23 protein-coding genes are annotated in these 23971 nt (G+C 56.5%); 7 read left to right on the top strand and 16 right to left on the bottom strand.

Translation table 11 applies throughout. The features are described 5' to 3' along the window. Positions 1-4: 4 nt before the first annotated feature. The 5 genes from FCS96_RS06195 to zapE form a co-directional block, all read right to left on the bottom strand. Positions 5-2695 (bottom strand): helix-turn-helix transcriptional regulator, encoded by a 2691-nt coding sequence (locus tag FCS96_RS06195; protein WP_138439328.1) that lies wholly within the window; start codon positions 2693-2695, stop codon positions 5-7. A 275-nt stretch (positions 2696-2970) separates the two neighbouring features. Beyond that, the gene (locus tag FCS96_RS06190) at positions 2971-4332 is read right to left on the bottom strand and encodes a DUF1329 domain-containing protein (protein WP_138439327.1); all 1362 of its coding nucleotides are present in this window, start codon (positions 4330-4332) and stop codon (positions 2971-2973) included. A 34-nt stretch (positions 4333-4366) separates the two neighbouring features. Next, positions 4367-6274, bottom strand: a complete 1908-nt coding sequence (locus FCS96_RS06185) for a DUF1302 domain-containing protein (protein ID WP_138439326.1) — start codon at positions 6272-6274, stop codon at positions 4367-4369. Positions 6275-6565: 291 nt separating this feature from the next. Beyond that, positions 6566-7750 carry a thiolase family protein gene (locus tag FCS96_RS06180; RefSeq protein ID WP_138439325.1) on the bottom strand — a complete coding sequence of 395 codons (1185 nt, stop codon included), beginning with the start codon at positions 7748-7750 and terminating at the stop codon, positions 6566-6568. 86 nt (positions 7751-7836) lie between these two features. Beyond that, complete coding sequence (gene zapE / locus FCS96_RS06175) at positions 7837-8934, bottom strand: cell division protein ZapE (protein ID WP_171040694.1); 1098 nt, start codon at positions 8932-8934, stop codon at positions 7837-7839. A gap of 231 nt (positions 8935-9165) precedes the next feature. Here zapE and FCS96_RS06170 point away from each other — a divergent pair, with 231 nt between their 5' ends. Then, the gene (locus tag FCS96_RS06170) at positions 9166-9597 is read left to right on the top strand and encodes a YhcB family protein (RefSeq protein ID WP_138439323.1); all 432 of its coding nucleotides are present in this window, start codon (positions 9166-9168) and stop codon (positions 9595-9597) included. Between the two features lie 4 nt (positions 9598-9601). On the opposite strand, the gene FCS96_RS06165 is transcribed toward FCS96_RS06170, so the two are convergent. From FCS96_RS06165 to FCS96_RS06115, 11 genes are all read right to left on the bottom strand, one after another. Continuing rightward, positions 9602-10345, bottom strand: coding sequence for a Nif3-like dinuclear metal center hexameric protein (locus tag FCS96_RS06165; protein ID WP_138439322.1), 744 nt, complete (start codon positions 10343-10345; stop codon positions 9602-9604). A gap of 166 nt (positions 10346-10511) precedes the next feature. Then, the gene (gene hisC / locus FCS96_RS06160) at positions 10512-11564 is read right to left on the bottom strand and encodes a histidinol-phosphate transaminase (protein WP_138439321.1); all 1053 of its coding nucleotides are present in this window, start codon (positions 11562-11564) and stop codon (positions 10512-10514) included. 60 nt (positions 11565-11624) lie between these two features. Further along, positions 11625-12935 carry a histidinol dehydrogenase gene (gene hisD, locus FCS96_RS06155; protein WP_138439320.1) on the bottom strand — a complete coding sequence of 437 codons (1311 nt, stop codon included), beginning with the start codon at positions 12933-12935 and terminating at the stop codon, positions 11625-11627. A 170-nt stretch (positions 12936-13105) separates the two neighbouring features. Then, positions 13106-13753 carry an ATP phosphoribosyltransferase gene (gene hisG / locus FCS96_RS06150; protein ID WP_138439319.1) on the bottom strand — a complete coding sequence of 216 codons (648 nt, stop codon included), beginning with the start codon at positions 13751-13753 and terminating at the stop codon, positions 13106-13108. Positions 13754-13782: 29 nt separating this feature from the next. Next, positions 13783-15045, bottom strand: a complete 1263-nt coding sequence (gene murA / locus FCS96_RS06145) for a UDP-N-acetylglucosamine 1-carboxyvinyltransferase (RefSeq protein WP_138439318.1) — start codon at positions 15043-15045, stop codon at positions 13783-13785. Between the two features lie 28 nt (positions 15046-15073). Beyond that, the gene (locus tag FCS96_RS06140; protein ID WP_138439317.1) at positions 15074-15316 is read right to left on the bottom strand and encodes a BolA family protein; all 243 of its coding nucleotides are present in this window, start codon (positions 15314-15316) and stop codon (positions 15074-15076) included. Positions 15317-15438: 122 nt separating this feature from the next. Next, positions 15439-15741: an STAS domain-containing protein gene (locus FCS96_RS06135; protein ID WP_138439661.1), complete on the bottom strand. Its 303-nt coding sequence runs from the start codon at positions 15739-15741 to the stop codon at positions 15439-15441. Between the two features lie 5 nt (positions 15742-15746). Next, positions 15747-16400, bottom strand: coding sequence for an MlaC/ttg2D family ABC transporter substrate-binding protein (locus FCS96_RS06130; protein ID WP_138439316.1), 654 nt, complete (start codon positions 16398-16400; stop codon positions 15747-15749). Positions 16401-16437: 37 nt separating this feature from the next. Next, positions 16438-16887 carry an outer membrane lipid asymmetry maintenance protein MlaD gene (gene mlaD, locus FCS96_RS06125; protein ID WP_138439660.1) on the bottom strand — a complete coding sequence of 150 codons (450 nt, stop codon included), beginning with the start codon at positions 16885-16887 and terminating at the stop codon, positions 16438-16440. Between the two features lie 34 nt (positions 16888-16921). After that, positions 16922-17704, bottom strand: coding sequence for a lipid asymmetry maintenance ABC transporter permease subunit MlaE (gene mlaE / locus FCS96_RS06120; RefSeq protein WP_138439315.1), 783 nt, complete (start codon positions 17702-17704; stop codon positions 16922-16924). Then, a complete protein-coding gene (locus FCS96_RS06115; protein WP_138439314.1) occupies positions 17701-18513 on the bottom strand; it encodes an ABC transporter ATP-binding protein in 813 nt (270 codons plus the stop codon). The genes mlaE and FCS96_RS06115 overlap by 4 nt, the downstream gene beginning before the upstream one ends. A gap of 263 nt (positions 18514-18776) precedes the next feature. Here FCS96_RS06115 and FCS96_RS06110 point away from each other — a divergent pair, with 263 nt between their 5' ends. The 6 genes from FCS96_RS06110 to FCS96_RS06085 all read left to right on the top strand — a co-directional run bounded on the left by FCS96_RS06110 (position 18777) and on the right by FCS96_RS06085 (position 23905). Beyond that, the gene (locus FCS96_RS06110) at positions 18777-19757 is read left to right on the top strand and encodes a KpsF/GutQ family sugar-phosphate isomerase (RefSeq protein WP_138439313.1); all 981 of its coding nucleotides are present in this window, start codon (positions 18777-18779) and stop codon (positions 19755-19757) included. Next, positions 19757-20326, top strand: coding sequence for a KdsC family phosphatase (locus tag FCS96_RS06105; RefSeq protein ID WP_138439312.1), 570 nt, complete (start codon positions 19757-19759; stop codon positions 20324-20326). The genes FCS96_RS06110 and FCS96_RS06105 overlap by 1 nt, the downstream gene beginning before the upstream one ends. Next, on the top strand, positions 20323-20973 hold the full coding sequence (gene lptC / locus FCS96_RS06100; RefSeq protein ID WP_322003719.1) for an LPS export ABC transporter periplasmic protein LptC: 651 nt from the start codon (positions 20323-20325) through the stop codon (positions 20971-20973). Before FCS96_RS06105 ends, lptC begins: the two co-directional genes overlap by 4 nt. Beyond that, on the top strand, positions 20957-21511 hold the full coding sequence (lptA, locus tag FCS96_RS06095; protein WP_138439311.1) for a lipopolysaccharide transport periplasmic protein LptA: 555 nt from the start codon (positions 20957-20959) through the stop codon (positions 21509-21511). The genes lptC and lptA overlap by 17 nt, the downstream gene beginning before the upstream one ends. Next, positions 21489-22214 carry an LPS export ABC transporter ATP-binding protein gene (lptB, locus tag FCS96_RS06090; RefSeq protein ID WP_138439310.1) on the top strand — a complete coding sequence of 242 codons (726 nt, stop codon included), beginning with the start codon at positions 21489-21491 and terminating at the stop codon, positions 22212-22214. The genes lptA and lptB overlap by 23 nt, the downstream gene beginning before the upstream one ends. A gap of 161 nt (positions 22215-22375) precedes the next feature. Continuing rightward, complete coding sequence (locus FCS96_RS06085; protein ID WP_138439309.1) at positions 22376-23905, top strand: RNA polymerase factor sigma-54; 1530 nt, start codon at positions 22376-22378, stop codon at positions 23903-23905. The last annotated feature ends 66 nt before the right edge of the window (positions 23906-23971 follow it).

Raw genomic sequence — 23971 nt, 5'->3', positions numbered from 1 at the left:
AGCGTTAAAGCAATCCCAGCTCTCGCGCCCGGACAATGGCCTGGGTTCGGGACCTCACTGCCAGTTTGGCATTGATGCGGCGCGCGTGGGTTTTGACGGTGTGCAGCGAAATGTGGAGCTTATCGGCGATTTCCTGGTTCGACAGCCCTTTCGCAATCAGTTCCAGAACACCTTGCTCCCGATCACTTATCGGCTCCGCCAATGCCTCGGCGGATTCAGTTTCAGGTTGAATGCGATACAGTCGGCCCAGGGCATCTTTGAATGGCCCACTCGCGATCTGGGCGAAGCCTTTAGTCATCAAATCCTGAAGCTCATTCTGAAGCTCCACAAACGGACTGATAAAGTGCTCCCGCGACGCTTCGGCAACAACGGCAGCCAGAATCTTCTGCGCTGCGTTCAGACCTTTTTCTTCCTGGGTGAGCACAGACTCCAGCAAACGAATATGAAGCTCCACACCCCACGGAATCGCCGCCTCATAGCGCTCCCGAATGCCCGTCAGGGTCTCGCGGGCACGCACGCTATCGCCTCGCGCCAACGCTACTCTGACGTCCATACAGTCCAATAGCCCCGGCATCATCGGGAAAAGCTCTGGCACACAACCCGCTTGCCGATATGGCTCCAACTTGGCTACCGCCTGGGCAGCACTGTCGACCTGGTTTTGGGCCAGCCAACAGCTGGCCTTGAGTGCTTCCAGGACCGGAACGAACAAGGCTTCATCCACCTGCCAGGCATGCATGGTACGCTCGGCGCGACCGATCCAGACGAATGCATCGTTCAACCGGTCTTCCGCTCGACACATCAGAATACGAACTGACATTGCCAACAACAAACCCAGGTCACGGGTTCGCTCCGCATGACGACCGCAACTGACCAGCAGACGGTCTGCCTCTTTGTTTCGGCCCTGATGCCACAACACCAGCACCAAATTTAGCTGTAGGCGGGTTTCACCAATCTTGGCCGGCCTCGCCAATTCATGCATCGCGGTATCCAGCCCGGTACGCAGTAGCTGCTCCGCATGCTTTAGCGACCCCTTGCCTAGCTCAATCCTGGCGTGGGCGTATACCGCCAGCGCCTCTGAGCCCGAATCGCCCGCTTCTCGGGCAAGCCGTGCCGCAGCGCGATTGGCATCTCTGGCCTCGGTAAAGCGACCACCCGCACACAACGCGCTTGATCTCACCATCTGGGTAACAAGCTGCCCCTGAGTGGACAAATCACCCGCACTGAGCGCCCGCTCAGCCATTTCCAAAGCCGGCCCCACTTTGCCTTCGCCCCGGAGAATAAACGCCCTCAGCGCACAGATGCGGGCCGCGTGCTCCTCAGCCTTGGCCCCTTCGAGCCCATCGATCAGGGCTCTGGCCTGACGAAACTGACCGCCAATCGCATGAACCCAGCCGTAGACGATTTTGAGCCGGGCACTGCGCTCCAAAAGCTGGTTCGGCAGACTTTTTCGCAACCGCAACAACGAGGCAGTGTCCTGACCCAACAGCAGTGCCTCTGATCCCTCGGAAGCAATCGCCACTACCGCATCTGAGTCGCCAGCGAGCAAGGCGTATTTCAGAGCTTCGGGAAACTGTCCCCGCTCTTCAAACCAACGGCTGGCGTAACTCATACGCTCTACCTGCCCGACCATTACCGGTGCCTTCAGCCATTCCTGCAGCAGTGGATTCATCCGGTACCAACGTCCGCGGCCTGGCATGGCCTTAAGTGGCAAGCCATGCTCCATTGCCTGCGATGGCACAAAACCAATCTCGGGCATAACCGGCGCCAATGCCAGGAAAAACTCATCAGAGCACAGCTCAAGCTCCGCCATAATGCGCACAGAACGTCGTTGGGTAGAGGTGAGATTGCCAAGAACCGATTCCTTCAGAAAACACTCAACGCTATTGGTTTCCTGCACTGGTTTCAGTTCGCTGTGGCGGATCAGCTCCCGCCTGTACAAAGCGAGCGGTGTCGGCCAGCCTTCGGTCATGTCATACAGGTTATCGATGGCCACACTGGTGAGCTGTTTTGATTCCAGTAGCTGCCCATAGAACTCGAAAGTTTCGGATCGACTAAATTCCAGGGTCTCGCTGGCCAGACGCCTGAAGCGGCTTTCAAGCTCCAGACCGTGGGTTTCAAACGGCAACGCGCGCCGTGAAAGCAGCACCATCGACAGACACGCCGGAAGGTCAGACATCAGTTGTTGCAACAACGCAATAACCGCTGGATTACCAAGGTTCTGAACATTGTCGATGATGAGGGTCCGGGAAGGCGAACCTGATTGACGCTCCAGTGTGGCCAGCATCATCGCCAACGCATCCGAAAACGTTGCTCCCCCCTGCAGGCTACTTTCGGAGGCTTCCGGCAAGTCGAGTGCAATGGCAATAAGGGTCAGAAATCGGGATGGCGAATTATCCTGCTCACTCAGTGCCACCCAGCGAAAGCCGTCTGGGTTAACGTCGGCGGCATGCAAGCCGGCAGTAACGGCGTGTGATTTACCGTAGCCACAGGGCGCCTCAACAAAAAGCACTCCCCGGGGAATCAACGCTTCAGCAATCAGCTGGTCCAACACCGGCCGTTTCAGTGAGCCGACAGGCAATAGCGGAATCTGAAGCCGTTGCCTCAGCAGATCCCTAACCAGCTCACCCCGCTGCATATTACTGTTAGCTGACTGGAATTCATCGTTGGCTGCACAGCCATCATTGAATGGTTTCACTCACTGCCCCGCTGCAAAAACCGGCCAAATGGAATGCACTGTTTAACCGGCAAATGGTTCTCTGCACTGACCTTTGAGTGGCGACCGACTCCGGATACGCCTTTAGTATGATAGGAAGGTTAAACCAATTAGGGTGCGGGCTGCAAAATTTTGACGTGAAAGGGTTTTCCGAGGTGGCGGTTTCTTTGGCGGCAAACGCGCATTGCGACGTTTGCATTGCCACAAACAAAAACGGCGGGCCTAGGGCCCGCCGTTTTTCACTTCTCATCTTGACCTTATCGAGTACCCGCCCGACGAAGTGCCGCCGGCGTGTAATCCCGAGACTGGCGCTCAGCACCAAACTCGTACGGATCTTCTTCCTCGTTGGTCAGACCCAGCGCCAGGTAGCGACCAGACAAAAGGTCATAAAGAACCTCGATGGCGTACCAAGGCACGTCCTGATCGTAGAACTGCATGGCGTGAGCCTCAGCCACCCGCCAGAGTTCACCACGGCCATCGTAGTGATCAATTACCGAAGCCTGCCAGGAATCCTCGTCGATAAAGAAGTCGCGTTGTGCATAGATGTGGCGCTCACCATCCTTCAGGGTTGCGCGCACATGCCATACACGGTGCAGCTCATAACGAGTCAGGTCCTGGTTGATGTGCCCGGCCTTGATAATTTCATCGTAACTGAGGCTCGGGTCAACCAACTGGTAAGAGTTGTAAGGGATGTACATCTCCTTCTTGCCCACCAGCTCCCAGTTGTAACGATCAGGCGCACCATTGTACATGTCGAAGTTGTCCGACGTACGCATGCCGTCGGCCGCTGTACCCGGTCCGTCATAAGCGACCTGAGGTGCACGTCGTACGCGACGCTGACCGGCGTTGTATACCCACGCACGACGCGGTTCAGCAACCTGGTCGATGGTCTCGTGAACCAGCAGTACGTTACCAGCAAGACGAGCCGGAGCTGTAATCGCCTGCTTGAAGTAGAACAAAACGTTGGGATCTTCGCCCGGCTCAAAGTCCTGCAGGGCAGTACGCCAAGTGAACTCATCCTGGAACTTGACCACGGAGTAGGCGCCGCCCTCGGTCGGCGTTACCTGACCGACATTACGGGCAACGGAGCCACCACGGTAACGGGTAATGTGGTTCCAGATCGCCTCAAGACCATTCTGAGGAATCGGGAACGGTGTGGCTTCGGTGTAGTTACCAAGACCGTTACCGTTCTTGATCAACTCAACCTTTGTGGCATTCGCCGTGGTCTGGTCGTTGACCTCTTTCGGGTATGTCGCCGTGCGATGAGTCTCATAGACCGGCATGAAGTAATCGTCATAACGCTTGATCATGGCGACTTGGCCAGTGGACAGTTTGTCTGCGTACTGGTCAACGTTGCTCTGATCAATGACGAACTTCGGCTCTTCGCCCTCAAACGGGTCAACATAGCGGCCGTCGCCCTTGTAACCTGCTGGCGGCGTGCTCAATCCGCCATCCCAAGCCGGAATGTCACCACCGTTACCGGCTTTCTCTGCACCAATCGGTGTCAGCGAATTGCCCAGCTTGGCCGCCTCTTCGGCAGAAACCGCACCATAGGCTTGACCCGCAAACACACTTGCAGCCAATACACCTGTGGCCAGTAGTTTCTTGTTCAGTTTCATTTAAAGTACCTCGTTAACCAAATTCTTGCCGGTATCAGAATGAGTAGGAAACACTCACTGTTGCGAAATCACGGTCAGTCAACTCATTGTACGGCTTGCCGTCAAAGAAGTTGGTGTATCCGATATTACCGGTAATCCTGTTCTGGTAAACAGCCTCTACAGAGAGGCCGATCGCCTTACTGCCCTCATTGAAAGCACCGCCCGGCTGAGGGCTGTAACCCTGGACATCATGCGACCATGCCAGCTGTGGACGCAGGTTCACACCAGCAAATACGTTGGTGTAATCCCAAACGAAGCGTGCACGATACCCCCAGGAGAAATCTGTAGTGAAGCCCTCATTGTTGCAGTAGTTGGTGTTTATATTTGCTCCACCAGCACAGACATCAGCTCCTCCCAGTGATTCCAAAGGTATTTGACCAACACCGAAAGTGCCTGAGCGTCCATAGCGGGCTTCATCGTTTTCGGGCAGGTCGTGAATGTAGGTTGCGCCAAACTCAGTGATTAACGACAGGCGGCTTGCGCCCATGACCTGGTCAAAGAACTTGATCAGAGTGAACTGTGCTTGAGAGACTTTAAAGCGGTCGTAACCATCGACTTTCGTGCCCGCCAGATTCGCACCACCGGCTTCTTCAAGGCGCCGGCGCTCCAGCAAGCTCAACGGAGTTTGATTGCCATCTGCATCAGTTCGGGCCTGAATGCCGCCCAGCAATAACTCAAATGCGTTCCACTGAATAGGCATATTCGGCCGGAAGCTGTATTCCGCACCCAAAGACCAACCGCCCGGCGTGGTCGTGTTGATACTCACACCGTACAGGTCAATATTTTCAGGGTATTCAATAAAGTAGCTTGGGAACGCCGCGAAAGGCTTGCTCGAATCGTTAGTTTGAGAACCGTCTGGATCGGAGGGGTTATTCACCTGACCACTCACATAAGGCAGCCGGCTGTTGTACTTGATGTAATAGAAACCCAATTCAGAGTCATTCAGAGCCGGCACGTACCAGCGCATTGCCACACCAAACTGATCCTTTGAGTCGGCTTCTTCGTCTCCAAGACGCGGTGCGATGAAGCCCTGCGCAAATGCCTGGGAGTCAGGCAGTGTACCCGCCAGAAGAACCGGGCCACAGCCATCAGAGGCAAAATCGTTGGTGGAGAAGAAGGTTCCACAATCGTCCGGCTTAACCGGTTCCCAGTCCGCCTGAACGAACGTCTCCAAGGTGATGTTCTCGGTCACACCAGCGGAGGCGTAAAACATTTCTACCGGCAGCAGTGCGTCCTTCAACTCAGCTCCTGGCGCTCGGAAAGCTGGCACGTCGACCGGGTTGATGACGTTGATACCACCCTGGATGAAGGTGCTTTCGCCCCAGCTCAGTACCTGGCGACCATAACGCAGGCTTACCGGCGTGTTGCCAAAGTACCAGTCAGAGAAAACGTATGCATCGAGGAGTTCGCCACCGGAGGCATTGTCCTTGGCTTGCTCGTTGAGCTCTCGGCGCTGACCGACAGGATCAACCGCTCGGTTTTCGTCCTTCAGCTCGAAATCGTAGTAGTAACGACCACGAACCAGGCCACCAACGCGAGTCAGCATGTCGCTGTCAACGTCGTAGTTCAGGAACAGCTCACTGTTACCTTTTACAACCTTGGAGTAGGTGTCGCCCTTCTCGAAGTTCAGGTTACCGTCGTCATAGTTGTTGGTGGAGGCACCGATGTTAGCTTTCGCGCCACCGGGAGCATACTCAGGGCCCAGGTTACCTTGGGCGATCAGGCGCTCATCCTGATCAGCCGTACGCCAACCGACACCTGCGGAAAGCGTAGTGTTGAACTGGGCTTCGACATCCCCCATGTAGAATGAATAGGCTGCGGCCTGACCGGACACGCCGGCCGCAACTGCTACGGCTAGCGGCAATTTTGTCCAACGCTGCCATTGTTGTGTTTTTCTTGTCATTGGAAGGCTACTCCATTGTTGTTCTGAGTCGCTGCTCTGATTATTGGTATTCACGATGTATAGGAGGCTTCATGCACAGTGCTCGTGATGTTGGCACTATAGCTAACGCTGTCGAGCGCTTTGATCAGTCAAAAGTATGATTTTGCCTTCATACCCCATTTACCAGCGGGTTTACTCGCACCGCTTCACTATAGACAACTATTTTGGATGCAACCACTTTGGTTTGGCGGGGTTTTCTTGGTCAGACAGGAAGGGAAATCGGGCCCATCCCTAGGCCCTAAGTGCACGAGTTCACAGCAACTCAATTGCCATGGCCGTGGCCTCACCACCACCAATACATAGGGCCGCAACGCCCTTCTTCTTGCCATAACGCTGCAGCGCGTACATCAGGGTAACGAGAAGGCGCGAGCCGGTAGAACCAACCGGATGCCCCTGGGCACAGGCACCACCGTGAACATTCACCTTTTCCGGATCTAGCCCCAGCTCGCGGATTGGCATCATGGCCACCATGGCAAAGGCCTCGTTGATCTCAAACAGGTCGACCTCTTCTTTGCTCCAACCGGTTTTACCGAGCAAAGTTTCGATGGCACCGACCGGTGCACAGGTAAATTCTGCAGGATGCTGAGACTGGGTGCTGTGCCCCACAATTCGCGCCAGCGGCTTCAAGCCACGCTTCTCGGCTTCTGATTCCCGCATCAGCACCAGGGCCGAGGCGCCGTCAGAGATAGACGATGCATTCGCAGCGGTCACAGTGCCGTCTTTACTGAACGCCGGACGCAGGCTGGGGATCTTGTCGATGTCGGCATTGAAGGGCTGCTCATCGTCTTCGACGACGGTGTCGCCCTTACGGGATTTGACCGTCACGGGGATGATCTCGTCTTTCAGCAGGCCTTCGGTGATCGCACGTTGCGCTCGCTTGAGAGAGTTGATGGCGTAGTCATCCATCTCTTCGCGGGTGTATCCTTTCTTGTCCGCCATCTCCTGGGCGAAAGCGCCCATCAGGCGACCCGTTTCCGCGTCTTCCAGGCCATCCAGGAACATGTGATCCTGTGCTGTGTCGCCAGGCCCCATACGATACCCTTTCCGCGCACTTGGAAGGATGTAGGGTGCGTTGGACATGCTTTCCATGCCACCGGCGACCATGATGACGTTGCTGCCCGCCTTGATCAGGTCGTGGGCAAACATGGCGGCCTTCATACCGGAACCGCAAAGTTTGTTGATGGTGGTGGCACCGGTGTTGTCTGGCAGACCAGCCTTGCGCATGGCCTGACGAGCCGGGCCCTGCTTCAGGCCCGCGGGCAATACGTTGCCCATGATCACTTCCTGCACATCAGCTGGCTGAAGGCCGGCGCGCTTTACAGCCTCGGCAATTGTAAGAGCACCAAGCTCAGGCGCGCTAACAGCCGACAGGCTGCCCTGGAAACCACCCATAGGGGTGCGCACCCCACTGACAATCACTACGTTATCGTTGCTCATAGATCGATCTCTCTGTGTTATTGATGACCAAGCTCTCGCCCTGCCCATCGTTCTGATTCAGTGTTACTGAATTCTTATGGAATCAATTACGGTTTGTGCGGTGCTTCCAGGTACTCATGCGATTGCATTTCCAGCAGTCGTGATTCAGTTCTTTCAAATTCAAAACTGAGGCGACCGCCCGAATAGATCTCGGTAATGGGGGCCGCGGCGGACATGATTACCTTCACATTGCGGTCGTAAAACTCGTCCACCATGTTGATAAAGCGACGGGCCTGATCATCATTCTCGCGCCCAAGGGCAGGAACGTTACTGATAATGATCGCGTGGAACTGCCGAGCCAGCTCGATGTAGTCGTTCTGGCTGCGGGGACCATCACACACGTCTTTGAAATCAAACCAGACCACGTCGTCCGCATGAGCCTGGGCCGGGATTTTCCGCCCGTTTATCTCCATGGTCTTGCTGTGTTTTCCCGCCTCTACTGCCAGTGCGTCAAAGCTCTTCCTTAGACTGACGTCCGCGTCGTCGTCCAGCGGCGAATGGAAAAGTTCCGCCTGCTCCAGAGTCCTAAGACGGTAATCGATACCGCCATCAACATTCACAACCTGAGTGTGCTTTTTCACCAGGGCAATGGCTGGCAGGAAACGCGCGCGCTGTAGGCCATCTTTATACAGCCCGTCCGGGACAATGTTGGAGGTGCACACCAGTGTTACGCCACGACTGAAGAGACCATCCATCAAAGTGGCGAGGATCATAGCGTCACCGATGTCGGAAACGAAAAACTCGTCGAAACAAATCACCCGGGCTTCATCGGCGAACTTCTTCGATACCAGCTCCAGCGGATTTTTCTCACCCTTCAGGGTCTTCAACTCGTTGTGAACCCGCTGCATGAACCGGTGAAAGTGAACCCGCATCTTGCGCTCGAACGGCAGCGATTCGTAGAAGGTGTCCATCAGATAGGTCTTACCACGACCGACACCACCCCAGAAATACAGCCCGGTAACCGGCTCTTCCTTGCCCTTCTTCAGTTTTCGGCGCAGCTTGGTTATCGCCTTGTCTCGATCACTTTCGGCATCGACCAGTTTGTCGTACAGTGACTGCAAGCGGCTAACAGCATCTTCCTGAGCAGCGTCCTTCTGAAAATCCGCGCGTTCAAGATCCTTCTGGTAACGCTCCCACGGGGTCAAATTCGCATTGGCATCGGAGGACTTGAAGTCTGTCATTAAGCTGTTCCCGGAGATCTGTCGTGAAATTTGGGGCGGCGTATTGTCGCGCATTTCGTCATTATTCGCCACGTTGGCTGCTTTCAAAGCAATACGACGATTGGCGCAGCATAGAATCATGGGCTGATAGCAGTTCCAGCGTTATACTCGTTTATCGTGCTAGGCTAATTTCCAGGTAAAAGGACGACACAGCATATGACAAACCTGATTCTGGCAGCGATTGCCGCTCTGATTGTAGGCATCGTCATCGGGGTACTTGTTGGCCGCTCCGGGCAGGGAACCACGCTGAGACAGCGTCGGGCGGAACAGCAGATCGAGGAATTGAGAAGCGAATACACCCGCTACCAGGCCCAGGTGAATGAGCATTTCATGGAATCGTCACACCTTCTTCGCCGCTTCAACGACGCGTACCGTGATGTGAACCAGCACATGGCGCGGGGAGCCAATCGACTGTGCAACGATGAAGAGTGGATGGAAGAACTGGCCCAGGAAACCTCAAGGAAGCGATTGGAAGAAGTCAGTGACGACGGCGCCGAGCCGCCACGAGACTATGCTCCCAAGACCGACCCCGAGGCTTCGGGAACGCTGGCAGAAGATTTCGGCCTCCCCAAGAAAGAGAAGGCCTGAGCCCTTACACCGGGTTGTCGCAGTCAATAAACCGATGCGTCAGCCCGAATTCCTTTGCCAGTGCCTCGCCCAATGCCCGCACCCCATACCGCTCAGTGGCGTGATGGCCCGCGGCATAGTAGTAAATGCCACACTCACGCGCCGTGTGAGTCGTCGGTTCTGATATCTCCCCGCTAATGAACGCATCCAGGTCGGCATCCAGCGCGGTGCCAATGAAGCCCTGTGCGGCACCAGTACACCAACCTACCCGGCTGATATGGGATTTACCTTCGCCAACCAGAAGCGGCTCCCGGTGGAGCTGTGCAGCAATATGACGACCAAACTGCTCTGGTGTCATAGGCTCGGAAAGCTCACCTTCCCACACCAGACCACCGAGCGGCTTGGGGTTCTCGATACCCAGAACATTCGCTAGCTGCCGATTGTTGCCATACTCCGGGTGATCATCCAGAGGCAGGTGATAGGCGGCCAGATTGATATCCTTCTGAAGCAAGGTTTTCAGCCGCTCGCGCTTCATGCCACGAATGCGCTGGTCTTCACCCTTCCAGAAGTAACCGTGGTGCACCAGGATCATGTCGGCATCGGCTTCGATAGCGGCATCGATTAGCGCCTGCGAAGCCGTCACCCCAGTAACAAGGGTGCGAACCTCTTCCTTACCCTCGACCTGGAGACCATTCGGACAATAATCCTGAAAGTTCTCTGGCTGGAGCCATTCGGAGATTTTTCGAACAATACTGTCACGATTTGCCATGGCGATACTCCCTTCTGACTATGCCCGCAGAGGCCAGTGCCAGTTGCCGGGATGACCTTGCGGGAATGTTGGAGGCCAAGGATGGCCGGAAACAAGCGCACATGAACGTGCTCGTAGCGGTTCCCGGAAGGTCATCCCGGCGATGCTGAGCCACCGAAACCAAAGGCTACAGCGACTGGAGACCTTTGATCAGAGCATCATTCTGCTCGGGAGTACCAATGGTAATCCGGAGGAATTGCTCAATCCGCGGCTTGTTGAAGTGACGAACGATGATGCCCTGCTCTCTCAGACCCTGCGCCAGAGATTCGCCGGACTTAGCTTTGTGGCGAGCCAGCACGAAGTTTGCCTTGGACGGCAGCACTTCAAAATCCAGCTCGGTAAGTGCTTTCGTTAGACGCTCACGCTCACTGATGACGCCATCACAACACTTCTGGAACCAGGCCTCGTCTTCATAGGCGGCCTGAGCGCCGGCCAAAGCCAACCGATCCAAAGGATAGCTGTTAAAGCTGTTCTTGACCCGATTCAGTGCTTCGATCAAATCCGGATGCCCCACCGCAAAGCCAACGCGCAGCCCCGCCAAAGAACGGGCTTTGGAGAGAGTCTGGCAAACCAGCAAGTTAGGATAGTCATCGACCAGAGTAATGGCGCTTTCGCCCCCGAAGTCGATGTACGCCTCATCAACAACGACGACCCGATCCGGATTAGCTCGCAGGATTTCCTCCACGTGCTCCAATCCGAGATACCGACCTGTGGGCGCATTAGGATTAGGAAAAATCACCCCGCCGTTAGCCTGCTTATAGTCTTCGGGGTTGATTTCAAAGCTGTCGGTCAGCGGGACTTTGATGCCCTCGATGTTATACAGACCGCAGTACACCGGGTAGAAGCTGTAGGTAATATCCGGGAACAGAATCGGCTCGCCGTGCTGGAACAGGCCGTAGAAAATGTGCGCCAGCACCTCGTCTGACCCATTACCCAGAAAGATCTGCTCTGGCTTCAGGGAATGGTAGCTGGCAATGGTCTGGCGCAGGCTTTCGCCTTCCGGGTCCGGATACAGGCGGAGGTTGTCATTCAACTCTGCCTTGATCGCTTCAACGACCTTGGGTGACGGACCAAAGGGGTTTTCATTGGTATTCAGCTTGACCAGATTGGCCATTTTCGGCTGCTCGCCTGGCACATACGGGACCAGGTCACTAACCAGCGGGCTCCAGAACTTACTCATACTGAGATGAACTCCGTGCTGTCGCGGCGCAGGAAGGCCCTGCGCGCGAACATAGATGTGTCAGTCTTCCTCAATGCGATACTCGGCGGAACGGGCGTGAGCTGTCAGGCCCTCACCGCGCGCCAGCACGGAGGCCACCCGCCCCATTCGATCCGCTCCGGAGGCACTGAAACCGATGAGCGACGAACGCTTCTGGAAATCGTAGACACCCAGAGGTGACGAGAACCGGGCAGTCCCGCTGGTGGGCAGCACGTGGTTCGGCCCCGCGCAGTAGTCGCCAAGCGCTTCGGCGGTGTAACGCCCCATGAAAATAGCGCCGGCATGACGAATTTCTTCGCACAACGCCTCGGGGTCTTCCACTGACAATTCCAGGTGCTCCGGCGCAATTCGATTGGAAACCTCGGCTGCCTGACTGAGATCAGCCACCTGAATCATTGCCGCCCGAGTGCCCATAGACGCCTCGATGATTTCGGCACGCTCCATGGTGGGCAACAACTTGTTGATGCTAGCTTCAACCGCGTCCAAAAACTTCGCGTCCGGGCTGATCAGAATCGATTGCGCCTGCTCATCGTGCTCAGCCTGCGAAAACAGGTCCATGGCGATCCAGTCAGGATCAGTCTGGCCATCGCAGATCACCAGGATCTCAGACGGACCGGCGATCATATCAATACCAACGGTGCCGAATACCTCGCGCTTGGCAGTCGCTACGAAAATGTTGCCAGGCCCGACGATCTTATCGACGGACGGCACCGTTTCCGTGCCATACGCCAGGGCACCAACGGCCTGAGCACCACCCAGGGTAAATACGCGGTCCACACCCGCAATCGCCGCGGCCGCCAACACCATATCGTTAACAACGCCATCGGGAGTCGGCACAACCATAATCACTTCAGCGACACCGGCCACCTTCGCCGGAATGGCATTCATCAATACGGACGACGGGTAAGCGGCCTTGCCGCCCGGCACATACAAGCCAGCACGATCCAGCGGCGTGACCTTCTGGCCCAGCACCGTGCCGTCCTCTTCCTCGTATTGCCAGGACTTCTGATTCTGCCGCTCGTGATAAGAACGAACCCGCTGCGCCGCTTGCTCCAGAGCAACCCGCTGATTTTCAGGAATTGCCTCGAGCGCCTTCTGCAGCCGGTCCTGACCAATCTCAAGCTCCGCAACACTGCCGGCCTTCAGGCGATCAAACTTCTCGGTGAACTCAAGCACCGCAGCGTCACCGCGGGTTTTCACCTGATGCAGGATATGACGTACCGATTCATTCACCTGATGATCAACGCTGTCTTCCCAGGCCAACAGCTTGGCCAGTGAACTGTCGAAGTCACTTTGGGAGGCATTCAATCGTGTGATGCTGATATCGGTCATCTATCAAACCCTGTCTGGAATTAACAACGTGGGACTGCGGAAGCCCTGCCCAGGCTCGGGGAAGTGGTCGGGCGAGGCTTCCCAAAACTGTGCGGAGCCAAGGATGGCGGAGCTCAAGCGCCACATGGACGTGCTTGAGCGGGTTATGAAACCTCTTGGCCGAGCGCTTCTTAATCCGAAGTACGTCGCTTATCTACGGCAACGGACATCTTTTCAATTATGGGGTTAATCTTTTCGTGTTTCATCTTCATGGACGCCCGGTTCACCACCAACCGGCTGCTGATGTGCTCAATCAGCTCCCGGGCTTCAAGGCCATTGGCCTTCAGAGTATTGCCGGTATCCACGATATCGACAATCTCATCCGCCAGCCCAAGAATCGGCGCCAGCTCCATAGCACCATACAACTTGATGATGTCTGCCTGCCGGCCCTGGGCCGAATAGTAGCTGCGCGCCAGGTTCACAAACTTGGTTGCGACCTTGATCCGACCATTCGGTGGTGTCTGATCCTTGGGGCCGGCAGTCATCAGACGGCAACGGGAAATGTTCAGATCCAGCGGCTCATACAAACCCTCACCACCATGCTCCATCAACACATCCTTGCCGGTAACGCCAAGATCAGCGCCGCCGTACTGAACGTAAGTCGGTACGTCCGTGGCTCGGATGATAAGTACCCTTACACTGGGATCCGTTGTCGGGAAAACCAGCTTGCGGGATTTCTTGATGTCGTCGACCAGCTCAATGCCGGCTTCCGCCAGCAGTGGCAGCGTCTCTTCGAGGATGCGCCCCTTCGACAATGCGATGGTGATGGAATCTGTCATGCGTCCTTCCGGTTTCCCGTTTGTTTCCGTCACGCCGGCAAGCGGCGGATGCTGGCACCCAGCAGCTGAAGTTTTTCTTCGATGCACTCGTAACCGCGATCGATGTGATAGATGCGATCGACGATGGTATCGCCATCAGCCACCAAGCCGGCAATCACGAGACTCGCGGAAGCGCGCAGATCCGTAGCCATTACCGGTGCACCAGCGAGGCGCTCAACACCTTTGATGATGGCGGCGTTGCCCTCAAGCGTGATGTCAGCACCCATCCGGATCAGTTCCTGCAGGTGCATGAAGCGGTTCTCGAACACCGTTTCCACGATGGTGCCGCTACCTTCAGCCACCACGTTCATGGCTGCAAACTGGGCCTGCATGTCTGTGGGGAACGCCGGGTAAGGTGCAGTTCGAATACTTACGGCTTTGGGACGGTTGCCCTTCATGTCCAGCTCGATCCAATCGGGACCGGTGCTGATGTGGGCGCCTGCCTCATTAAGCTTTAGCAGAACCGACTCAAGCAGATCTTCCCGGGTGTCCTTCAACTTGACCCGCCCACCGGTTGCAGCAGCTGCCACAAGGTAGGTTCCGGTCTCTACGCGGTCCGGCAAAACGTCGTAGTGACAGCCGTGCAGACGCTTCACGCCATGGATCTCGATGGTCGCGGTGCCGTGGCCCTTGATATCGGCGCCCATGGCAATCAGGCATTCCGCCAGATCCACCACTTCCGGTTCACGCGCGGCGTTCTCCAGGATGGTTTTGCCGTCCGCCAACGCCGCAGCCATCATCAGGTTTTCCGTACCGGTCACGGTGACGGTATCCATGAAAATGTGCGCGCCCTTCAGGCGTCCATTAGTTTTGGCCTTGATGTAGCCATTCTCGACCGTGATCTCGGCACCCATCTGTTCCAGGCCCTGGATGTGCAGATTCACCGGCCGGCTGCCGATAGCACAGCCGCCGGGCAGGGATACTTCAGCCTCACCGAAGTGCGCCACCAGGGGACCCAGCACGAGGATCGATGCCCGCATGGTCTTCACCAGCTCGTACGGCGCATGAAAATGCTTGATGGTATTAGCGTGAACTTCCACGCTCATTTTCTCATCAATCATCAGTTCCACACCCATGCGACCGAGCAGCTCGATCATGGTGGTAACGTCGTGCAGGTGTGGCAGATTACCAACGGTTACCGGCTCGTCTGCAAGCAACGTAGCCGCAAGAATTGGCAGAGCAGCGTTCTTGGCGCCGGAAATGCGTATTTCGCCGTCGAGAGGCTTCCGCCCCCGGATCAGAAGTTTATCCACAATCAATATCCTGTCTTGTCGAGGCCTATCAGCCCTGGCGCTCAGCCCATTCAGCCGGCGTAAATGCTTTCGGATGAAGCGCGTGAATTGTTCCATCCATAACCTGCTGGAACAGCGCCTTATTAATCAGTTGCTGTCGTTTGATCGTTGGCAATCCCTCAAATACATCACCAACCACAACAACCATATAATGGGTACCGTCGACCTGTACCTCAACTTCACAGCCGGGCAACGCGTCTTTCACCAACGCGGCGACTTCAGTGGCATCCATAAAAAAACCTCGAGCATTAGAAAATCAGGGGCGAGATTGTAACCAATTACAGAGGCTAGGTCAGCTTTACCATTGGCTAACGAAGAAAGCCGGCAACCTCACATGGCAGTGAAACAAAACTGTTAGCGGGTAAATCCGGGCAGATGGTCATCGAGGTGACTGAGAGCTGCCAGCGACAGCAGACGCTCGCTCACGCCTCGGTAGGTCAGGTCCACACCCAGACTGGCTGCCAGCCGCTGCCAGCAAAGGAGCATTGACAACACAACACTGTGCGCCGTCTCAAGCCCTTCAAGATCCACGGTCAAATCAACCGCGGCAGAACGAATGACCGCCTCGCCCTTTGATCGTAGCGCCACGACGGATTCTGCATCCACGTCACCGGTCACCACCAGGATGTCATTCGTCATCTCGACACGGGGAGCCATCGCGGTCACGACTTGTCGACTTCCTTATCCAGGTTCAATGATTTTACTGCATCGCCCCAACCATCGATGACCACCTGAACCTGGCCACGGTGCTCTTCCATCTCCTGGGCAAACCGATCACGGAAGGCGAGGCCAATGTTCACGCCTTCGACGATCACGTTCTCCATCAACCACTGACCGTCACCTTTCTTGTACATAGAGTAAGTCACCGGGTAGCGGGTACCTGAAGCACTGATCACTTCCATCTGAACCGAGGCGCGGCCGGCATCCTGCGGGTTGATGACAGCTTCCTTGACCTCAATACTGAAGTTGTCCGCGTCCACCAGGGCTTTGGCGTAGCTGTCAAACAGGCTGCGCTTGAACTTCACTACGAATTCGTCACGCTGTTCCGGGGTGGTCTGGCGCGCATACCGCCCCATCACCCGAGCTGCGATGCGGCGAAAATCGACAAAGTTCTGCAACGACTCTTCCATGCTGGCGTAAAATGCGTCGGGATCTTCATCGTACAGGCCGCGCTCTGCATTGAGTTTTTCAACCAGGCGTTGAGTGTTTTCGTCTACATAGGCCTTAAGGTCCTCAGCGGCTCCGGCATGAGCAGAACCCACCGCAAAGGCGGCCAATACAAACAGCAGAAACAATCGTTGTTTCACCAACAGCATTACAATCTCCTTTGAAAACCAGTCACCGCGGCCCCACTCATCGGCCGGAAGCAAAATTACTGATCAGCCGTTCCAGATTCATGGCCGACTGGGTGGAATAGAAGGTATCGCCGTCTGCCAACGATTCCATCTCTCCCCCTACGGATATATCAATGTACTGTTCACCGAGCAGGCCCGATGTACGTATTACTGCCGAACTGTCTGACGGAATGGTATCTATATCAGCACTGATCGCCATCTCCACTTTCGCCTGAAACGTCTTTTTATTCAGGCTGATAGACTCGATAGTGCCGACCGTAACCCCGGCCATTGAAACCCGCCCCCGAGGTGCCAGCCCACCGGTATCATTGAAGTTGGCATACACCGTATACGTACCTTCGGCCGATTTGGGCGTCAGGCCGCTGACTTGCAGAGCGAGAAACAGGAGCGCCGCCAGTCCGGCAACCATAAACACTCCGACTATGACTTCCGTTGTTCTCTGGGTTATCACCGCTCCACCTACCTATCTGTCGGTCGTAAGTTCAAAAGTCGCCAAACATCACGGCGGTCAACACAAAATCCAGGGCCAGCACGGCCAGCGACGAATACACCACCGTTTTCGTCGTCGCCGAACTGATACCTGCAGAGGTCGGCACACAGTCGTAGCCCTGGTAGACCGCAATCCAGGTGCAGACGAACCCGAACACTACGCTCTTGATCACGCCGTTGAGCACGTCATCCACGAAGTCCACAGATGACTGCATATTACCCCAGAACGAACCCTCAAAAACGCCGAGCCAATCGACACCTACAAGCATTCCGCCCCATATTCCCACCGCCGAAAAGATAATGGCCAGCACCGGCATGGCAATGAAACCAGCCCAAAGCCGCGGCGCAATGACCCGCCGAAGAGGGTCGACCCCCATCATCTCCATGCTCGACAGCTGCTCGGTCGCTTTCATCAAGCCTATTTCCGCCGTCAGGGCTGACCCGGCACGCCCCGCGAATAGCAGCGCTGTCACCACCGGCCCCAGCTCACGCACCAGCGTGAGGGCGATCATCTGGCCAATGGCCGCCTCGGAGCCGTAGTCGCTGAGGATGGTGTAACCCTGCAAGCCCAGCACCATGCCGATAAACAGCCCCGACACGATAATGATCGCCAGCGACAGCACACCAACCGCGTACAACTGCCGGACCAACAGCGGAAACCCGATGCTCGGCCTGGGAACACCAAACACAACGCCGGCCAGAAACTGGCCTGAACGACCGAGTGCGGCCATCGTGGTCAGCCCCACCCGGCCCAACGCCACAATTCGATCGATCAAGACACCTCCCCGGTGAGCCCATAATCAGCGCCAGCTGGACCGGCAGGATAGTGAAACGGGACCGGACCATCGGGCTGGCCGCGCAGGAATTGCTGGATCTGCTCGGACGGATGAGCCCTAATCTCATCAGGAGTGCCCTCGCCAATCACCTTGCCATCAGCGATGATGCAGGCATGATGGCAGATACTGAGGGATTCCGGCACATCATGGGACACCAGCACACTGGTCAGCCCCATGGAACTGTTCAGGTCCCGAATCAGTTTTACCAGTACGCCCATGGTGATGGGATCCTGACCGGCGAAGGGCTCGTCGTACATGATCAGTTCGGGGTCCAGGGCGATACTGCGTGCCAGTGCAACTCGCCGGGTCATTCCGCCGGACAACTCCGACGGCATTAATTGCCGCGCACCGCGCAGGCCCACGGCTTCCAATTTCATCAGCACGATGTCATGAATCATGTCTTCGGGCAGCGAGGTGTGCACCCGCAGAGGAAACGCCACGTTCTCGTACACGCTCAGATCGGTAAACAGGGCTCCGCTCTGGAACAACATGCCGATCTTTTCACGAAGCGCGTAAAGCGCGCCACGCTTTAGATTAGGCACATCGTGACCATCAAGGAAAATGCTACCGGAATCAGGCCGCAGCTGACCACCTATCAGCCGCAATACCGTGGTCTTTCCGGTACCACTGGGCCCCATGATGGCGGTGATTTTCCCGCGCGGTATATCCAGGGTGATGCCATCAAGAACTCGGCGCCCTGAGCGGGAAAAAACAACCTCTCTCAATGATATGTATGCGGGACTGTCCATAACCCTACCCTTTGTGTAACCCCACCCCTTGAAGTGCGGCTACATTATGCCAAGCAAGCCTCAAGCTCAATCGGTCAAACCCGAAAAAACATGAACACTTTGATCAGTTTCACTGAACTTTCTGTAACAGAACCTGTAACCCACGGCGTCTCTAGTCGAAAATGATATACTCCGCTGTGACTTCAACGGCATTGGCCCAAAACCAGACACCGTGCAATGCATTGATATCCATGTTCACCCAAGCAGACCAGGCCCTAATCCCGATGACTGAACTGAGCTCAAAGGACTTTCGCACTTCCGCGCTTCAAGCCATCCGTATCGAACGTGATGCCATTGATGCCCTGGAAGGACGTATTGATCACCATTTCATCAAGGCCTGCGAGGTGATCATGGCCTGTAAGGGCCGAGTTGTGGTCACTGGCATGGGCAAATCCGGCCATATTGGCAACAAGATTGCGGCAACCCTGGCGAGTACCGGCACACCATCGTTTTTCGTCCATCCAGGCGAAGCCAGCCACGGCGATCTGGGCATGATTACCAGCCAGGACGTGGTGATTGCCATATCCAACAGCGGCAACACCAGCGAAGTGGTTACCATTCTGCCGCTGATCAAGCGTATGGACGCCCCGCTGATCAGCATGACCGGCAATCCGGATTCGGTACTGGCCCGGGAAGCCGTGGCCAACCTGGACGTGAGCGTTGAAACAGAGGCCTGCCCGCTGGGCCTCGCGCCAACCTCAAGCACCACGGCCACGCTGGTCATGGGAGACGCTCTCGCGGTCGCCCTGCTGGAGGCTCGCGGCTTCAGCAAGGAAGATTTCGCGTTCTCGCACCCGGGCGGCACGCTCGGTCGCCGGCTCCTGCTCCGTGTCTCCGACATCATGCACACCGGGGACCGCATTCCTAAAGTCCCTGAAGGCACCACTCTCAGCGGCGCTCTGCTGGAAATTTCGCGCAAGGGACTGGGCATGACCACGGTACTGGATGCTTCAGGCAAGCTAACCGGCGTGTTTACCGACGGCGATCTGCGCCGCACGCTCGATAAGAACGTCGACGTTCACACCACCGCAATCGAAGACGTCATGACCCCCAACGGCAAAACCATTCAGGCCGACCACCTGGCGGCGGAAGCCCTGAACATCATGGAAGAAATGAAGATCAACGCCCTGCCGGTGACTGACCAGAACGGCGGTTTGGTAGGCGCTATCAACATGCACGACCTGCTTCGGGCCGGAGTAATCTGATGTCAGACCCGATCAGCCCGCTAACCGCGAACTGGCCACAGGAACTCCTGACCAAAGCCGCCGGGATCCGCCTGATTGCGCTTGACGTCGACGGCATCATGAGCGACGGCAGACTCTATTTCAGCGCCAATGGCGACGAGCTCAAAGCCTTCAACATCCTCGACGGGCTGGGCATGAAACAGCTGATGGCAGCGGGCATTGATGTCGCCGTGATCACCGGCCGAAAGTCGCCCCTCACCGAAAAACGGATGCGGGATCTGGGCATTCCCCACCTGATGCAGGGACGTGAAGACAAGCGCATAGCGCTGCAGGAACTGCTCAGCACCATGGATCTGCCAGCCGAAGCGATCGCTTATATGGGCGATGACCTGCCGGACCTGCCGGCCATCCGCTTTGCCGGGCTTGGCCTGACCGTGCCCAACGGCTATTGGCTGGTACGTGAACACGCCGACTATTGCACCCAGGCAGCCGGCGGTAGCGGCGCCGTGCGCGAAGTTAGCGACCTGTTGCTGACCGCCCAGGGCAAACTCGGCACTGCCCTGGCGACCTATCTGGAGCCCGACGCATGAGCACCAGCTCACAGGGCCAGCGCAGCAATGACACCAGCGAGAGCAAAGGCGGCCTGATCGCACTGCTTACGCTGTCAGACCGTCCGTGGCTGCGCACCCTGGCCCTCGGCGGCACGATTGCCGCGACCCTGTTTCTGTTATGGCGCAGTGACGAACCCACCAGGATTCAAGACGATGCGGCGGAACTTCGAGGCAAGGCCGAACCCGATGGCTTTGTCGTCAATGGCCAGTACACGTCCTACGACGAAAACGGCAATCTGAAAATCCAGTTCACCAGCCCTCGAATCGAACAGTTCGAGGAAGGCAATGTCGCCACCATGAAAGAACCCCGCGCCAAGCTCTTCGGTCAGCCAGAAACGGAACCCTGGATTGTCGAGTCGGAGAATGGCAGCCTGCTGCAAAATGAGGGCGTGCTCTATCTGACCGATCACGTGCGGGTTATCCGGACCATTGGCGAACGCAAAGCCACGATGACAACCACTAGCCTGACCCTGGATAACGACCAGGGCACCGTGTACACCGATGCACCGGTTACCATCACCGATCAAATTGGCGTCACCCGGGCGAAAGGCATGAAAGCCTGGATTGACGACCGAACCCTCGAACTTAAATCTCAGGTGGAAGGACGCTATGAAACTGGTCAATAACCGATTTCTCACGCTGCTGGCTGTCACGCTGGCACTGACCTTCAGCGGGCCTGCCACCGCGTTTAACCTGGATTCCGACGCCCCCATCACGGTGAGCGCCGATAACGCCCGACTGGACGACACCAAGGGCATCGCCACCTACACCGGAGACGTCCAGTTGGTGCAGGGCAAGACCCGGCTCGACGCAGAACGCGTGGTGCTGTATCGGGATGCCAATGGCCTGAGCCGCATTGAGGCCTCCGGCCAACCGGCCCGCTATCAGCAGCCAACCCGGGACGGCGAGGGTGAAACCGATGCCCGTGCCCTCAACATCACCTGGTCCGCCAGCGAAGACCAACTGACCTTTGAAAGGGATGCCATCATTGAGCAGAATGGCAACCTGTTCCGGGGTGACGTCATTCACTATGATACCGTCCGCCGGGTCGTAACCGCGCAGGGCGGCGACACCAACACCGGTAGCGGCCGCGTCGAAATGGTTATCCAGCCACGCAGTACCAAGAGCAAACAGGGATCCGATGGCAGTTCTCAGAGCCAGTAACCTGGCAAAAAGCTACAAACACAAAAAGGTGGTGATTGACGTTTCGCTGGAGATCCGCAGCGGCGAAATCGTTGGCCTTCTGGGGCCGAATGGGGCCGGCAAGACCACCTGTTTTTACATGATTGTCGGGCTGGTGCCCGCCGATCACGGCCGGATCACCATCGACAGCCAGGACATCACGCCGCTGCCGATGCACGGCCGCGCCCGAAAGGGTATCGGCTACCTGCCCCAGGAAGCCTCGGTGTTCCGCAAACTGACCGTGCGCGACAACATTATGGCCATCCTGGAGACCCGCAAGGGCTTGAGCCGAACCGAACGGGTCAACAAGCTGGAAGAGCTTCTCGAAGAGTTTCACATTACCCACATTCGTGACAGCGTGGGTATGGCGCTGTCTGGCGGCGAGCGACGGCGTGTCGAGATTGCCCGGGCGCTGGCCATGGAGCCGGCGTTCATCCTGCTGGACGAGCCATTTGCAGGCGTTGATCCCATTTCCGTGAGCGACATCAAGCACATCATCCGTCACCTTCGTGACAAAGGCATTGGCGTGCTGATCACCGACCACAACGTGCGGGAAACGTTGGACATCTGCGAGACAGCCTACATTGTGTCCGGCGGCCATATCATTGCATCCGGGAATTCGGAAACCATACTCGCTAACCAACAGGTAAAAGAAGTCTACCTGGGCAACGAATTCAGATTGTGACGCCCAGCAGCCGATTGTGTTGGTGACTGTGAGCAAGTAAACTCGGCAAAGAACTTGCTAGGCTCATATGTGATCGCAGCAAGTGACGGCCATACAACAACTTTTCATCGAACAGACCGCAACGCACAGTGCTGACGAGTGACGGATCCTGAACCATGGTTATGAAAGCCTCTTTACAGTTAAAGCTGGGTCAAAGTCTGACCATGACACCCCAGCTGCAACAGGCGATCCGGCTTCTGCAGCTATCCACACTGGATCTTCAGCAGGAAATTCAGCAGGCGCTGGAATCGAATCCCATGCTGGAAACCTCTGAGGACGACGATCAGGCGGCCGACGCTACCTCAGCAGAAGACAACAGCAATCAAGAAGAATCAGCGAGTGAATCGGCAGCAGAACCGGCAACTGACACCAGCCCCGATTGGGATGAGTCCGAAAACGGGCCCGACTGGTCATCTGAAACCGAGATTCCTGACACTATTCCGGACGACCTTCCGGTTGACACCGCCTGGGACGACATCTATCAGTCGGCGCCGGCAACGTCGGCCCGTAATGACGACGAAAACGATCACGATTTCGAGACCCGGAACTCGCCAACGGAAACCCTGCAGGATCACCTTGAATGGCAGCTGAACCTGACCCCGCTAAGCGAAAGGGACCAGGCCATTGCCCACGCCCTGATGGATGCCGTGGACGAACGGGGTTACCTGACCAGCGCACCCGAAGACATCCACACAGGGCTGCAAGAAGACAGTGACGAAGATCCGGTTGAATTGGACGAGGTCGAAGCGGTGCTGCACCGCTTGCAGCATTTCGATCCCCCCGGGGTATTTGCCCGTGACCTGCAGGAATGCCTGCTGATCCAGCTGAACCAGTTACCGCCGGAAACACCCTGGCTGTCTCAGGCCCGGCTGGTGATCACCCACTACATCAATCTGCTGGGTAACCGCGACTACGCGCAACTACTCCGACGCAGCCGGCTCAAAGAAGATCAATTGCGGGAGGTTCTGGCCCTCATCACTGGCCTGAACCCACGGCCCGGAGACGTGATTGATCGCGCCGAGCCTGACTACGTGATTCCGGATGTCATCGTTCGCAAACACAATGGCCGTTGGCGGGTTGAGTTAAATCCTGAAATCGCACCGCGCATCCGCGTCAATGCAGGCTATGCTTCTCTTATAAGGCGTGCAGACAGCAGTGCCGATAACACCTACCTGCGTGATCAACTGCAGGAAGCCAAATGGTTTATCAAGAGCCTGCAAAGCCGCAACGAAACCCTGCTCAAGGTGGCTACCCGAATAGTTGAACACCAACAGGGCTTTCTGGATCACGGCGAAGAAGCCATGAAGCCACTGATACTGTCGGACATTGCGCAGGCGGTGGAAATGCACGAGTCGACCATTTCCCGGGTCACAACGCAGAAATACATGCATACGCCCCGGGGCATCTTTGAGCTGAAATACTTTTTCTCGAGCCATGTCAGCACGGATGAAGGCGGGGAATGTTCATCGACCGCCATCCGTGCAATGATCAAGAAACTGATCGCGGCGGAAACGCCAAAAAAGCCGTTGAGCGACAGCAAAATTGCGGCCATGCTAGGGGATCAAGGAATCAAGGTGGCGCGGCGGACGGTAGCCAAGTACCGGGAAGCAATGCATATTCCACCTTCTAATGAGCGAAAAAGACTGGTTTAGGAGAGACCTGCCCTAACGAGGGCTCCCCCAGACCAAACTTTGGTGGCGCAGCATGCGCCAGCCCTC

It is taken from the genome of Marinobacter alexandrii, from assembly GCF_005871205.1.
In the GTDB taxonomy this organism is placed as follows: domain Bacteria; phylum Pseudomonadota; class Gammaproteobacteria; order Pseudomonadales; family Oleiphilaceae; genus Marinobacter; species Marinobacter alexandrii.
This window is presented reverse-complemented; position numbering and strand designations above follow the sequence as displayed.

Coding starts and splice junctions, on each gene's coding strand:
- FCS96_RS06190 (WP_138439327.1), bottom strand. CDS start 4,332: ATGAAACTGAACAAGAAACTACTGGCCACAGGTGTATTGGCTGCAAGT.
- FCS96_RS06185 (WP_138439326.1), bottom strand. CDS start 6,274: ATGACAAGAAAAACACAACAATGGCAGCGTTGGACAAAATTGCCGCTA.
- FCS96_RS06180 (WP_138439325.1), bottom strand. CDS start 7,750: ATGAGCAACGATAACGTAGTGATTGTCAGTGGGGTGCGCACCCCTATG.
- FCS96_RS06170 (WP_138439323.1), top strand. CDS start 9,166: ATGACAAACCTGATTCTGGCAGCGATTGCCGCTCTGATTGTAGGCATC.
- FCS96_RS06165 (WP_138439322.1), bottom strand. CDS start 10,345: ATGGCAAATCGTGACAGTATTGTTCGAAAAATCTCCGAATGGCTCCAG.
- hisC (WP_138439321.1), bottom strand. CDS start 11,564: ATGAGTAAGTTCTGGAGCCCGCTGGTTAGTGACCTGGTCCCGTATGTG.
- hisD (WP_138439320.1), bottom strand. CDS start 12,935: ATGACCGATATCAGCATCACACGATTGAATGCCTCCCAAAGTGACTTC.
- hisG (WP_138439319.1), bottom strand. CDS start 13,753: ATGACAGATTCCATCACCATCGCATTGTCGAAGGGGCGCATCCTCGAA.
- FCS96_RS06140 (WP_138439317.1), bottom strand. CDS start 15,316: ATGGATGCCACTGAAGTCGCCGCGTTGGTGAAAGACGCGTTGCCCGGC.
- FCS96_RS06135 (WP_138439661.1), bottom strand. CDS start 15,741: ATGGCTCCCCGTGTCGAGATGACGAATGACATCCTGGTGGTGACCGGT.
- FCS96_RS06130 (WP_138439316.1), bottom strand. CDS start 16,400: ATGCTGTTGGTGAAACAACGATTGTTTCTGCTGTTTGTATTGGCCGCC.
- FCS96_RS06115 (WP_138439314.1), bottom strand. CDS start 18,513: ATGGACAGTCCCGCATACATATCATTGAGAGAGGTTGTTTTTTCCCGC.
- FCS96_RS06110 (WP_138439313.1), top strand. CDS start 18,777: ATGACTGAACTGAGCTCAAAGGACTTTCGCACTTCCGCGCTTCAAGCC.
- FCS96_RS06105 (WP_138439312.1), top strand. CDS start 19,757: ATGTCAGACCCGATCAGCCCGCTAACCGCGAACTGGCCACAGGAACTC.
- lptC (WP_322003719.1), top strand. CDS start 20,323: ATGAGCACCAGCTCACAGGGCCAGCGCAGCAATGACACCAGCGAGAGC.
- lptA (WP_138439311.1), top strand. CDS start 20,957: ATGAAACTGGTCAATAACCGATTTCTCACGCTGCTGGCTGTCACGCTG.
- lptB (WP_138439310.1), top strand. CDS start 21,489: ATGGCAGTTCTCAGAGCCAGTAACCTGGCAAAAAGCTACAAACACAAA.
- FCS96_RS06085 (WP_138439309.1), top strand. CDS start 22,376: ATGAAAGCCTCTTTACAGTTAAAGCTGGGTCAAAGTCTGACCATGACA.